The organism is Ignavibacteriota bacterium, from assembly GCA_016708125.1.
Classification (GTDB): domain Bacteria; phylum Bacteroidota; class Ignavibacteria; order Ignavibacteriales; family Melioribacteraceae.
This window is the reverse complement of sequence record JADJGF010000001.1, coordinates 2434308-2447332: the sequence shown is the minus strand read 5'-3', so window position 1 is coordinate 2447332 and position 13025 is coordinate 2434308. Positions and strand designations below refer to the sequence as shown.

At 31.4% G+C, this 13025-nt stretch carries 15 protein-coding genes; 2 read left to right on the top strand and 13 right to left on the bottom strand.

Features of this window, described 5'->3' with window-relative positions; all coding sequences use genetic code 11:
* Positions 1–6: 6 nt before the first annotated feature.
* The 3 genes from IPH62_10740 to rfbD form a co-directional block, all read right to left on the bottom strand.
* Complete coding sequence (locus tag IPH62_10740) at positions 7–282, bottom strand: DUF134 domain-containing protein (protein ID MBK7105750.1); 276 nt, start codon at positions 280–282, stop codon at positions 7–9.
* Positions 283–363: 81 nt separating this feature from the next.
* A complete protein-coding gene (locus IPH62_10735; protein ID MBK7105749.1) occupies positions 364–1140 on the bottom strand; it encodes an HAD-IIA family hydrolase in 777 nt (258 codons plus the stop codon).
* Between the two features lie 3 nt (positions 1141–1143).
* A complete protein-coding gene (gene rfbD / locus IPH62_10730) occupies positions 1144–2052 on the bottom strand; it encodes a dTDP-4-dehydrorhamnose reductase (GenBank protein ID MBK7105748.1) in 909 nt (302 codons plus the stop codon).
* Between the two features lie 145 nt (positions 2053–2197).
* On the opposite strand from rfbD, the gene bshA reads away from it, so the two are divergent.
* The gene (gene bshA / locus IPH62_10725; protein ID MBK7105747.1) at positions 2198–3325 is read left to right on the top strand and encodes an N-acetyl-alpha-D-glucosaminyl L-malate synthase BshA; all 1128 of its coding nucleotides are present in this window, start codon (positions 2198–2200) and stop codon (positions 3323–3325) included.
* On the opposite strand, the gene IPH62_10720 is transcribed toward bshA, so the two are convergent.
* Genes IPH62_10720 through galE form a run of 3 tightly spaced genes read right to left on the bottom strand, consistent with a single transcriptional unit; the run spans position 3326 to position 6199 of the window.
* Positions 3326–4654, bottom strand: a complete 1329-nt coding sequence (locus IPH62_10720) for a UDP-glucose/GDP-mannose dehydrogenase family protein (protein MBK7105746.1) — start codon at positions 4652–4654, stop codon at positions 3326–3328. It abuts the gene before it with no gap.
* A gap of 3 nt (positions 4655–4657) precedes the next feature.
* A complete protein-coding gene (gene rfbC / locus IPH62_10715; GenBank protein ID MBK7105745.1) occupies positions 4658–5224 on the bottom strand; it encodes a dTDP-4-dehydrorhamnose 3,5-epimerase in 567 nt (188 codons plus the stop codon).
* Entirely contained in the window at positions 5225–6199 is a 975-nt protein-coding gene (gene galE / locus IPH62_10710) for a UDP-glucose 4-epimerase GalE (GenBank protein MBK7105744.1), read from the bottom strand. It lies immediately after the preceding gene.
* Between the two features lie 151 nt (positions 6200–6350).
* Here galE and IPH62_10705 point away from each other — a divergent pair, with 151 nt between their 5' ends.
* Positions 6351–6821, top strand: coding sequence for a MarR family transcriptional regulator (locus tag IPH62_10705; GenBank protein ID MBK7105743.1), 471 nt, complete (start codon positions 6351–6353; stop codon positions 6819–6821).
* A gap of 50 nt (positions 6822–6871) precedes the next feature.
* Here the strand turns inward: IPH62_10705 and IPH62_10700 are convergent, their stop codons facing one another.
* From IPH62_10700 to IPH62_10670, 7 genes are read right to left on the bottom strand one after another with little or no spacing between them, the layout of a single operon-like run.
* Positions 6872–7528: a rhodanese-like domain-containing protein gene (locus IPH62_10700; protein MBK7105742.1), complete on the bottom strand. Its 657-nt coding sequence runs from the start codon at positions 7526–7528 to the stop codon at positions 6872–6874.
* The gene (locus IPH62_10695; protein ID MBK7105741.1) at positions 7525–8130 is read right to left on the bottom strand and encodes a YeeE/YedE family protein; all 606 of its coding nucleotides are present in this window, start codon (positions 8128–8130) and stop codon (positions 7525–7527) included. The genes IPH62_10700 and IPH62_10695 overlap by 4 nt, the downstream gene beginning before the upstream one ends.
* Positions 8127–8705, bottom strand: coding sequence for a YeeE/YedE family protein (locus IPH62_10690; GenBank protein ID MBK7105740.1), 579 nt, complete (start codon positions 8703–8705; stop codon positions 8127–8129). Before IPH62_10690 ends, IPH62_10695 begins: the two co-directional genes overlap by 4 nt.
* A 15-nt stretch (positions 8706–8720) precedes the next feature.
* On the bottom strand, positions 8721–9668 hold the full coding sequence (gene nrfD, locus IPH62_10685; protein ID MBK7105739.1) for a polysulfide reductase NrfD: 948 nt from the start codon (positions 9666–9668) through the stop codon (positions 8721–8723).
* Between the two features lie 9 nt (positions 9669–9677).
* The gene (locus IPH62_10680; protein MBK7105738.1) at positions 9678–10217 is read right to left on the bottom strand and encodes a 4Fe-4S dicluster domain-containing protein; all 540 of its coding nucleotides are present in this window, start codon (positions 10215–10217) and stop codon (positions 9678–9680) included.
* Positions 10218–12428 carry a molybdopterin-dependent oxidoreductase gene (locus IPH62_10675; GenBank protein MBK7105737.1) on the bottom strand — a complete coding sequence of 737 codons (2211 nt, stop codon included), beginning with the start codon at positions 12426–12428 and terminating at the stop codon, positions 10218–10220.
* 3 nt (positions 12429–12431) lie between these two features.
* Entirely contained in the window at positions 12432–12875 is a 444-nt protein-coding gene (locus IPH62_10670) for a MerR family transcriptional regulator (protein MBK7105736.1), read from the bottom strand.
* Between the last annotated feature and the right edge of the window lie 150 nt (positions 12876–13025).

Below are 13025 nucleotides of genomic sequence, written 5' to 3'. Positions count from 1 at the left end.
CAATATTTAATTATTAATTTTAATTGCCTTACCGTTTATTATACATTCGGCAATTTTATTTCGTGCACTTTTTATAATTCTTCCAAATGTTGCTCTAGAAATTTTCATTTTATCCGCAGCTTCTTCCTGAGAGAGATTTTCTAAATCAGCTAAATTTATTGCTTCAAATTCATCACGTTCTAAAATTATTTCGTCTAAAAATTTTAACGGAATTCCTTGCGGCTTATAATAATTTGCTGTTGGATTACAGCTTATACATCTATTTTTTTTTGGTCTCGGCATAAATTATTATGAGCATATGCTCATAATAAAATTATTAAATAAATATGACTTTTACAACTTCTTAATAAATTTTAATAATTACTAAAGTAAATTATTTATAGAATTGATCGTATATGTTGGATGATTTTTTGAAAGATGAACTATATCTTTTGAAACTCCGGTTTGAACTAATGCAGTATCAACACCAAATTTATTGCCCATTGCAATATCGGTCTCTAATCTGTCACCAATAATTAAACATTTTTGCGGATGTAAATTTATCAAATTCATAATTTCATTGAACATGTATCTTGATGGTTTTCCAAAATGTTTCTGCAATTTTTTATTTGTTCTTTTTTCTAATGCGGAAATTGTTGAACCGGCATCTAAAATTTCACCGCCATTAATTGGACATGTATTATCAATATTTGCCGCAAAAAATTTTGCCCCATTATCTAAGGCTTTTCCCGCAATTTCCAGTTTTTGATAATTTAGAGTTCTATCTAATGTTACAATAATCAAATCAATTTTATTAGCATTTTCACAATACTCCAACCCAGCAGATTCAATTTCCATTATGAATTTTTTTTCGGCAATTGCAAAAAACTTTTTACCGTAATATTTATTTGCTAAGTATTTTTTCGTTATTACTGTTGCAGTTAAAAATTGATTCTTATTAATTTTAAATCCATGTGAAAAAAGAAAACTATAATAATCCTCAATACTTCCGGTAGTTTTATTAGAAATGAAAACTATTTTTTTATTTAATGATTTTAATTTATTTATAACTTTTACGGCATTTGGAATAATTTTGTCTTCAAGATAAATTGTTCCATCAAGATCAAAAATAAATCCATCATATTTTTCAACGAAATTCATTTTTTACTTTAAATTATTTTTCCAATGTTGATTGATAATTTTAAAACATTCATTCAGCGGTTTAGGTTTATAATTCAATTCCGTTTCAGCTTTCAAATTTATTAATCCGGAATTTAGAGGTCGCAATGCTGGCTGATTTAATTCCTTTGTTATAATTGGTTCTACAAGTGAAAAATCTAAATTAAAAAATTCGGCAATTTTTTTTGTAAATTCAAAACGATTTAGAAGTTCACTACCGCCGATATTGAATAATCCGGTTTTATTAGAATCACAAATTGCAACAATTGCCAAAGCTAAGTCATCAATAAAAGTTGGATTATTAATTTGATCGGTAACAATTTTAATTTTCTGATTTTTTGTAAGCGAATCAAAAACCCATTTTACAAAATCAGGTCTTCCAAATTTTGTTGACCCGAATAAAACATTTGTCCGCAAAATTGTACTTTTTATATCGAATCTTTTTATCACATTTTCGCCGGCTAATTTGCTTCTTCCGTAATAACTGATTGGGTTTGGCAAATCAACTTCAGAGTACGGTCCTTCTTTTCCATCAAACACATAATCAGTTGAAATATGAATTAAATGTGCATTACTTGGAACTGCATATTTTGCCAAATATTCAACCCCGTTTACGTTAATATTCCATGCAAGTTCTTTTTCAGTTTCGCATTTATCAACATTAGTATATGCAGCAACATTTATAATAAAATCAGGATAAAAATTCATTACTAAATTTTTAACTTCTTTTTTATTTGAAATATCTAACTTTGAATAATTTATTTCCGGAAAAAACGAATTGTCTTCTGCAGAAGCTAAAAATAATTCAACATCATTCCGAATTTTTAATAATTCAACAACACTTTGTCCTAACATTCCGTTGGAACCAACTAATAAAATTCTCTTTTTTAACATTTACTAAAATTAATTTGTTATTAAAATTATTTTTCAAATATACTTATAATAAAATAAATTGGAATAAATTAGTATTTTCAATTAAACAATTATTTTGTTATTGATAAATCTATCAAACTCAGTTCATTATCCAGAAAGAAATTATATGAAAATTGGAATAACATGTTATCCTACTTATGGCGGAAGCGGAGTTGTTGCTACAGAATTAGGAAAAGAATTAGCATCACTTGGACACGAAATTCATTTTATAAGTTATGCACTTCCGCACCGATTAACGCAATTTGTTGAAAATATTTATTATCATGAAGTTGAAGTAAGCAATTACCCATTATTTGAACATCAGCTTTACAGCTTGGCATTAACAAGTAAAATGTTAGAAGTTATTGAATATGAACAATTGGATTTGCTTCACGTTCATTATGCAATTCCGCATGCAACAAGCGCATATTTAGCAAAACAAATTTTAAGAAAAAATGGATCGGATATTAAAATTGTTACAACACTTCATGGAACTGATATAACACTTGTTGGACTTGAACCATCTTTCCTACCGCTTATGAAATTGAGCATTGAGGAAAGTGATGGCGTAACTGCGGTTTCCAGATTTTTAAAAGAAAAAACTTTAACAAATTATCACATTGAAAAAGATATTGAAGTAATTTATAATTTTATTGATACGGAGACTTACAAACCGGTTTGCAACAAACAATTTAAAGATCACGTTGCACCAAACGGAGAAAAGATTTTAATCCATACTTCAAACTTTAGACCGGTTAAAAGAGTTAGTGATACAATTAGGATTTTAGAAAAAGTAAATAAAATAATTCCTACAAAATTAATTTTAATTGGCGATGGACCTGATAGATCGGAATGTGAAAGATTAACACGCGAATTAAAGTTAGAACACAATGTTTTATTTTTAGGAAAACAAGACGGATTAGAAAATCTTTTAAGTGTTGCAGATATTTTCTTACTTCCATCTCAACAAGAAAGTTTTGGTTTATCTGCGCTTGAAGCAATGGCTTGCGGAGTTCCGGTAATTGGATCAAGTGTTGGCGGATTGCCGGAATTAATAATTCATAATACAACTGGATTTATTGCAGAATTTGGTGATGTTGATAGAATGGCAAAATATGCTTTGGAGCTTTTAACAAATAAGAAAAAATTTCACTCCTTCTCAAAAAATTCCAGAAAAAGATCTGAGGATTATTTTGAGAAGAAGTTAATTGTTCCTCAATATATCAAATATTACGAGAAAATTTTAAATCAATAATTATTGAATAATTGGTGTTTTACCAATGCTGTAATGTGTAAAACCCAATTCTTTAGTTTTTCTTCTATTAAATACGTTTCGTCCGTCAAAAATTACCGGCTGCGTTAATAAAGATTTTACTTGCTCTAAATCCGGATTATTGAATTCATTCCATTCTGTTAAAACCAATAATGCATCTGCTTCTTTTACTGCTTTATACTGGTCTTCGGCGTATTCAACACGGTCTTGCAAATAGAATTTTGCATTCTCCATTGCTTCCGGATCATAAGCCGTAACTTTTGCACCGCGTTTAAGTAATTCTTCAATAATTACAACCGAAGGAGCTTCGCGCATATCGTCTGTGTTAGGTTTAAAAGCTAATCCCCAAACCGCAAATTTCATTCCTTCAATATTTTCACCAAAATGTTTAAATATTTTTTTAACAATGACTTGTTTCTGATCTTTATTAACTATATCAACAAGCGAAAGCAATCTCATTTCGGAACCATTTTCTTTTGATGTTTTAATCAATGCATTTACATCTTTAGGAAAACAAGAACCACCGTAACCAATACCGGCATATAAAAACCGTTTTCCAATTCTTGTATCGGAGCCCATTCCTTTTCTAACCAAATCAATATTTGCTCCAACTACTTCGCAAAAATTTGCAAGTTCATTCATATAAGTTATTCTCATAGCTAAATATGAATTTGCGGCATATTTTGTTACTTCAGAGCTTTCCGGATTCATTTCAATAATTGAACTTCCTTTGAGCACAAATGGATAGTAAAGAGATTTCATTTTATTCATTGCCTGTTCGGTGGATGCGCCGATTACTATTCTATCAGGTTTCATAAAATCATCAACGGCAAATCCTTCTCTTAAAAACTCGGGATTCGATACAACTTCAAAATTATTAATATTATATTTTCTAAGAATTTTTGTAACCGCAGATGATGTTCCAACTGGAACTGTACTTTTATTTGCAATAATTTTGAATTCGTGTCCGGGGTTTTCACTTAAAATTTTTCCGATGTCTTCAGAAATTCCATAAACATATTTTAGATCTGCTGAGCCATCTTCTCCTTGCGGGGTTGGAAGACAAAGCATAATTACTTCACAATCCAAAACTGCTGATTTTAAATCGTCGGTAAAATGAAGTCTGTTTTTTGCAATATTTCTATAGAAAAGTAAATCAAGTCCTGGCTCATAAATCGGAACTTCCGCTTTTTTTAATTGAGCAAGTTTAGTCGGATTATTATCAACACAGATTACGTCATTTCCCATTTCAGCAAAACAAGTTCCTGAAACTAATCCAACGTAACCGGTTCCTATAACCGAAATTTTCATATTTTACTCCAAATTAATTTTATAAAAAAAATCTTCTTTAATTTCTGAAAAATTACTTCCAATTAAATCTTTATCGGATATAATCGGATTTTTAATTTTCCAGTTTATTTTTAAACTTGAATCATTATAAATAATACATCTTTCATGTTCTTTGCTATAATAGTTTGTACATTTATAGCTAAAAATTGCTGTTTCCGATAAAACTGAAAATCCGTGTGCAAAACCGGGTGGAATCCATAATTGTTTTTTATTTTCTTGGGATAATTCTACACCAAAACTTTTTCCAAACGTTGGTGAATTAAATCTGATATCAACGGCAACATCCAAAACTTTACCAAATAAAACTTGACACAATTTTCCTTGTGCAAATTCTCCAACTTGATAATGCAAACCTCTAATAGTTCCGTAACTTGAAAATGAAATATTATCTTGAACAAATTTTAAATTTATACCAAGCTCTAAATATTTTTTCTCAGAAAAAGATTCATAAAAGTAACCTCTATCATCTTTAAAAATATCCGGTTTAACAATAAATAGATCGCGAAAAGGTGTGTCAACTTTTTTAACCATTTAATACCTTTTATTTTTGTGCCAAGTAAATGCAGATGATAAAATTTCATCAAGTTTATATTTTGGATTCCAGCCTAAAATTTCTTTCGATTTTTTATTATCTGCTACAAGAATTGCCGGATCGCCCTCTCTTCTTTCGACAATTTCATAATTAATTTTTAACTTCGTAATTCTTTCGGCAGAATGTATAATTTCTTTTACAGAATTACCTTCGCCGGTTCCCAAATTAAAAATATTACTCTTTTCATTACTTTTTAAATATTCAATAGCTTTAAAGTGAGCATCACCTAAATCATTTATATGAATATAATCGCGGATACAAGTTCCATCCTTTGTTTCATAATCATCGCCAAAAATTAAAACTTTTTCTCTTAAGCCTAATGCAGTATTCAAAACTATTGGAATTAAATGCGGCTCCGGATTGTGACTTTCACCAATTTCTCCGCTGAAATCAGCACCGGCAGCATTAAAATATCTTAACGTAACATATTTTAAACCGTATGAATTATTAAAATCTTTCAACATATTTTCAATCATTAATTTTGTCTGTGCATAAGGATTTATTGGATTTGTTTTTTGATTTTCAGAAATAGGAATAATTTCCGGATTTCCATATAGCGAACATGTTGAAGAAAAAACAAATTTTTTAACATTATTTTGTAAACAAGCTTTAAGTAAATTATAACTACCAACAACATTATTTTCATAATACTGGCTTGGGTTTTCAACAGATTCACCAACGTATGCAAATGCTGCAAAATGAACTACTGCATCAAAATATTGATTTTGAAAAACTTTATCCAAATTTTGAAAATCTAATAAATCTACATTTTCTAATTTAACATTATTTGGAACAGCTTCTTTGTGACCTCTGCTCAAATTATCAAGTACAACAACTTCAATATTTTTCTCATTCAATATTTTTACAAAATGAGAACCAATATATCCCGCACCGCCGGTTACTAAAACTTTCATTTAATTTTTATCCATTTTTTTCTAAAGATACAAAATAATAGTAAATATTTTCTTAAGCCAATAAATGAAATTATTTTATAAAATGAAATATTTGATAATTATATAAGAATATTTTACTTTACATCCTAAAGTAAAAAAAATTGATGGAATTATGAATATTACAAAATCTCAAGCAATCGAAATGTCTGAATTAACATGCAGACTTTCAAGAGCATGCAACAAAAAGGAAAGCAGTTTTGCCGCTCTTTTTAATCTTACTCCAACCGAATTAAAGTGTTTAAGAATGTTTGCGAAAAAATCTACAGTTTCAATTAAAGAAATGATTGAAGAATTAGAAATTAGCGCCGGAAGAGTTACACATATTTTAACAAGTTTGGAAGATAAAAAATATATTGTAAGAAGAATCGATAATTCTGATAAGCGAAACCACTTAGTTGATTTAACTCCGGAAAGCAAAAAGTTTATAAATTTATTAACAAAAAAACATATTGAACTGCATCAAAACATTTTAAATAATTTTGAAAATGAAAAGCAAGAATTTGTTGCAGTAATTATGAAAGAATTAATAAATGCTTTAGAATTGTGGAGTGATTCAAATAGACAAAAATTAGATGTAGAATAATTTGGATATTTATTCTCCCACATTTTTGCGGGAGAATATTTTTTTTGAAATTAACAACCTTCTCTTTTTTTCTTCCCGGATGTTTTCTTTAATGTTATTCCGTTTGGAGCTGCTAATTGCGGCATTTCATTTTTAACAAATGATTCTGCTGCAGAATTTGTCTGAATATTTCCGCCAAAATATTTACTAACTTCAGCAAGTTTATCATGTTTATGTTTCTGCTCAGCAGAAGGATTTTCTCCGCAATCACATTTGGGGAATAAAATATTATCTTTCCAATTATTTAATCCACCGGGAATAATATTTATTCCTTTAAAATTATTTGTCTTCAATAAAAACCAAGCTTGCGTTGCTTCAATATCATTATCTGAATAAAGAATTAATTTTTCATTTCGCTGTAATTCTGAATTTAGCAATTTATCAAGTTGAATATTTTCAGAAGTTGGGATATTATACTTTGCAAATTCTTCCGGTTTACGCAAATCAATTAATCTATAATCAGATTTTGATTGAATAATATTATCAGCTATATCTTCAACTTTTATTTTTCCAATTTCATTTGGTGAAATTAATGATAATTCCTTTGCATTAATTTTTATTGAAGTTTTTCCGTAAGGATCACCCGCAAAAATTGCAATTACTCCTAAAACAAAAGTAAACATTGCAAGTTTTTTTTCTGCACTCAAATTTGAGAAAAACTTTTTCATATTTTTTTCTCCAATGATTTATTTGCCATTTTCCTTTCACCCCATTCAGCAGCCGCGAAAGCGCCGATTGCCATAACCACAACTAGAAAAACAACAACTCCATAAGGAATGTTGAAAAATTGTGGTAAAGTTACACTTCCCATTGCAGTTGAGTTGAAGAAATTTTCTATAGATGGAAACATTTCTCCGAAAACAAAAATTCCGAACAGCATTCCAATTACATAAACCAATGCATCAATTTTTCCGGTAGCAACTGCAACAATTGAAGTACCCGGGCAATAACCGCCGATAACAAATCCAACACCGGCAACTAATCCACCAACTAAATTAGGCATCACATTGGTTGGAGTAAGATAAATCAGAGATAAATCTAAAAATCCAATTACGGATAAAAAGAAAAGTCCAAGCATTGCAGTTACAATTGCTGTGAACATAACTTTTAATACGCGCATATTTGTAAAATAAAATTGTGCAGCTAAAATTGTTGCCCTTCCGAAACCGCCGCGCTCCAAAGCAAATCCAAATGCAATTCCAATTACAAATGCAATAATTAAACTTACGTCAGTTCCAAAATATTCATATTTAAAGAATGGTGCATTCATATCCATTGCCTCCTTAAGAAATAAGCTGCTGCATAACCACCAGCAAAAACCATCATCATAAATATCCAGCTTCCTAAATTTAAAACTGCGCCTCCGGCTAAAGCTTGTCCGCTCATACAACCGCGCGCTAATTTAGCGCCCCAGCCCAATAATCCTCCACCAATAAATGCATAAACCAATCTCATCTTTGTAGAAATTCTCGGACCTTTCTCAATTCCTTTTTTAACTCGATGTGAAAGAATCCCGGAAATAAATCCTCCGAACAAAACTCCAATAATTTGAAATACTAACCAATCTTTAAAAGGATTTGAATTTTCATCGCCGAGATATTCCGTATAAAAACTATTTTTTGCAGCATGTTCCGGAGCAATTTTATTTACACTAACTGCAACTGTTGTAGAAAGTGCGCCGGATGCACCTAATCCTCTTCCCATAATTACGAAAGCCGCAAGCAAAACTAAACCTAATCCAACTCCAACAAAATATGGATTGGAGAAAGGCTTTTCTTTCACATGAATGTGAGCATGATCGCCATGTTCAAAAATATGTGAAAGTTTGTGTGTTAAACCATTCATAATTTATTTTCTCCATTAATGAAAATTTGAGTTAAACCAATGACTGTATTGACCAGCAGAAACAATTATAAATCTTAAAATTAATCCTCCAACAATAACCATTAAAGGTGCAAGTGCCGTATGTTTTACTTTATGATTTACGGCAAGAAGCTGAATAATTAGCGGAATAATAATTCCAATACTAATAACAAAAACCCAAAAACTTGGTGCAAATTCTCCGGTTAAAAGTAAATCAGCAGCCTGAGCCTGAACTTCAGTTGCAGTTTTCAATCCTATAATAAAAAGAGCAATTACGAAAAGTTCAATAATTAAAAATGCATTATCAGCCTTTGCTAACAATTCACGTTCGTAAACATCTTTAGCAATTACATGAACAAAAGCTGCAGCACCGGAAAGTCCGGAAACCAAAAACAGTAACCAAAGAATTGCCGAACTCCATAATGGTCTTGCTCCAAGTGAGCTTAACAGAACTCCGGTATATAATCCAATTCCCGCTCCAAAAAACATTGTAATTATGCCGATGTTTTTCAGCAGAATTGGTTTCTCAAGCAAATATTTTTTCCAATTTATAACTTGTGGAAATTTTTCTTCAAGAAATTTTGGCGGCTTTATTAAAATGTTAACCAATAAAATTGGATATACTAAAACTAAAATCCATGAACCCCACGACATTGCTGAAGTAATTTGAAATGTTGTGTATAATCTCCAAACATATAGTTTGTGTTCTAAATCCAAGAACAATGCAAACATTCCAATGCTCAACAAAATCACGCTCATATATGGCAAATAAAAACATGAACAATTTTTTTCAGTTTGTCTTCCCTTAAATAAAAAATATCCGGAAATTAGCATCATACCGGCAACCATTCCGCCAAGAAAAAGATAAACCGGTATTTCCCAACCCCATACGGAAAGTGTCGGATCAATCGTGTAATTATTTCTTGTTGAAGTAATTTCGTTCATCTCAATCTCCTAAATCAAATAAAAAATATTAGGTTTTGTTCCGGCTTCTGGAATTAGCGAATGATATTTTCTTGATTGTAAAAGTTCATTTACTTGACTTCCAGGATCATCAAAATCTCCGAAATACATACAATGCGTCGGGCAGACAGAAACACATGCCGGATTTAATCCTTTCTCAACTCTGTGAATGCAAAATGTACATTTATCAACATAACCTTCGGGATGAACATATCGTGCATCATAAGGACAAGAAGCAATACAAGCTTTACATCCAATACATTCATCGTGATTTACTAAAACTACTCCACCAATATCATGATAATGACTTGCGCCGGTTGGACAGCATGAAACGCATGGTGCGTCTGTGCAATGATTACATCTTTCTGTTCTGATTTCTAAACTAATTGATGGGAATTTTCCAGTTGATTCTGTCGTAATCCAATCTCTGCAAAATCCTTGCGGAACATTATTTTCAGCTTGACAAGCAATTACACAATCTTGACATCCTACACATTTTTTTGTATCGATAACCATTCCGTATCTTGCCATTTATGCCTCCAACACAATAGTTACAAAATTTACATTCATTCCCGTTCCGCCCATCAATGGATCAACTTTATATTTTGTAACAAGCTGTGCATCGCTTGCACCTTTATTGAAAGTCTGTCTATACATTTTTGCTTTTTGTCCAAAACCGTGAACCATATAAACGCAATCTGTTCTAATTCTTTCCGTAGCTTTAACCTTGATTTTATTGCTTATAACTCCATCTTGATTTTTTAATTTTACATATTCACCATTATTAATTCCCAATCTTTTTGCAATATCAGAATTTAACCACAACTCATTTTCACTCATCAAATCTGATAAAAATCTGTTTGATAAAGTTTTGCTAAAAGTATGAACCGGTGCTCTTCCAAATAATAATCTAAAATATCCGGCTGGCGGTTCTTCAGGTTTGGTATATTTGGGAACGGGATCAAAACCCGCATCTTTTAGTGGAATTGAATAAAATTCAACTTTTCCGGATTGTGTATAAAATTCCGGAACATCATTTTCTCCATAATAAATATGCTGTTGAGGAGCTTTTATTATACCTTTTTCTTTTAATTCCGCTAAACTCAATCCCGCACTTTTCAATCTTGTATCAAGATATTCTTCAACATTTTTCCAAGGAAAATATTTTCCTAAGCTAAGTTTATTTGCGAGTTGTTTTGCAATCCACCAATTTGGTTTTTGATCATTAGGAGAATCTATTACCGGTTGGCGCAAACCGACAAATCCTTCTTTAAATGACGAAGTATTCAAATCATCATATCTTTCCAAATAAACTGATTCCGGCAAAACTACATCGGCATATCCGGCAATTTCACTTGGAACTACATCAACTACAACCATCAAATCTAATTTCTGAATTGCATCTATTGTTTCTTGCATATTTGGTAAAGCTTGCAAAAGATTTGTTGCATAAATAAACCAACCTTTTATAGAATAAGGATTTTCGGTCAATGTAGCATCGCGCATTCCGCTTGAACTTTTTTCACCTTCTGCAAACGGATATTTTCGATTCGGATTATCCGCAGCTTCACGTAGTGGTTTCGGGTAAGCCGGATATGGATATTTAGGAATACTGTAATTGTATGGAATATAAAATCCGCCTTTCTTTCCCCAATTTCCCATCAAAGCATTCAAAAGTGCAATTGCTCTGCTTCTTTGAGTATCATCTCCGTACCAAGTTGTGTGTCTTCCCGGATGAATTAAAGTTGCCGGTTTATATCTTGCCATTTCGTACGCAGTTTCTCTAATAATATCGGGTTCGATCGAAGTTTCAATATAAGCCCACTCCGGTGTGTATTGGGAAATCTCATACGCAAATTGATCAAAACCAAATCCGTAATTTTCTACAAATTCTTTATCATATAATTTTTCTGAAACTATAACATTCATCCAAGCTAAAATTAATGCAAGATCGGTTCCGGGTTTTATTGGCAGATAATATTTCGATTTGCTTGCAGCGACGGAAAATCTTGGATCAACTGTAATTATTGTTGCACCCTTTTCTACTGCTTCAGCAAATTCTTGAACTTGTGTATTGTGCATATTTTCGCCAAGATGCGAACCAATTAATACCAAACATTTTGCATTTTGAATATCTGTTCTTTCGGGTGAACCAACTACATCTCCAAATGTTAATTCAAATCCAACTTCTCTCGGACCGCGACATTGTGTAAAAGATGGAGCAGTTATATTCGGACTTCCATAAGCATTAAATAAATGTTGTAAAAAATTTCCTCCAATTCCGTGACTAAATAAAACCATAGATTCGGGTCCAAATTCCGACTTATTTTTTTTCATTTTCTCGGCAATGTAATCAAGAGCTTCATCCCAAGTTACTTGAACAAATTCTTCTTTTCCTCTTTCACCTTTTCTAATTAACGGAGCTTTAAGTCTATCAGAATCTGAATAAACTCCAATTCCTCCGGTTCCTCTTGGGCACAATCTTCCGTTGCTTAAAGGATCTTTGGGATTCCCTTCAATTTTCCAAAGTTCTCCGTCTTTCAAATATGCAATTGCGCCGCATTTCCAAAAACATAAATCGCAGTAAGTTGGAATTTTCTGAATACCCTTAACTTTTTTTCCGGATTCAATTTCAACTTTTTCTGCACCTTTTACAACTTCACTTAATGAAGTTACGGCTACGGCGGCTCCAAAAGTTGCTCCGGTAATTTTTAAGAATCTTCTTCGTGATAATGAATTCATAAATTATAATCCCGATATTTTCTTAATTAAATCTTTTATTGCCCCGCATTGCGAAAATTCATTATAAACTTCGCATTCTCTACAGTTTCGGTTTTCGCAAGTTGTATTTGGGTGAGTGAATGTCCAGCAAGGTTGCTGATGACTCTTAAAAGCATCACAAACTTTTCGGTCTTCTTCTGTACATTTTACAACTTCCCAGCAAGGAATTAGTGAGTAAATTGTTTTGATTCCGTTTATACTGATTTTCGATTCGTTAATCGCCCGACGAATACATCTTAATCTTTCCAAATCGTCTTCGGAATAAACTCTTTGATTTCCATCTGATTTATGTGGAATTATTAAACCTTCTTTTTCGTACATTCTGAGAGTTGGAACGGAAATTCCAAGAATTTGTGCGGCTGTTCTGATTGGATAAATTGGAGTTTTTTTATCTATAGAAATTTCCATTTAAATCCACAAAAGTTGATATTTATACATATCAACTTTCTTGCCAATTTTAAATATTAGCTTTTATTAAAATTTCTAGTTCTATTGTAAAATATTTTCTAAAATTTTGGATAAGACAAAAGGTGTTTTATTTATTTTAAGAAATTTAAT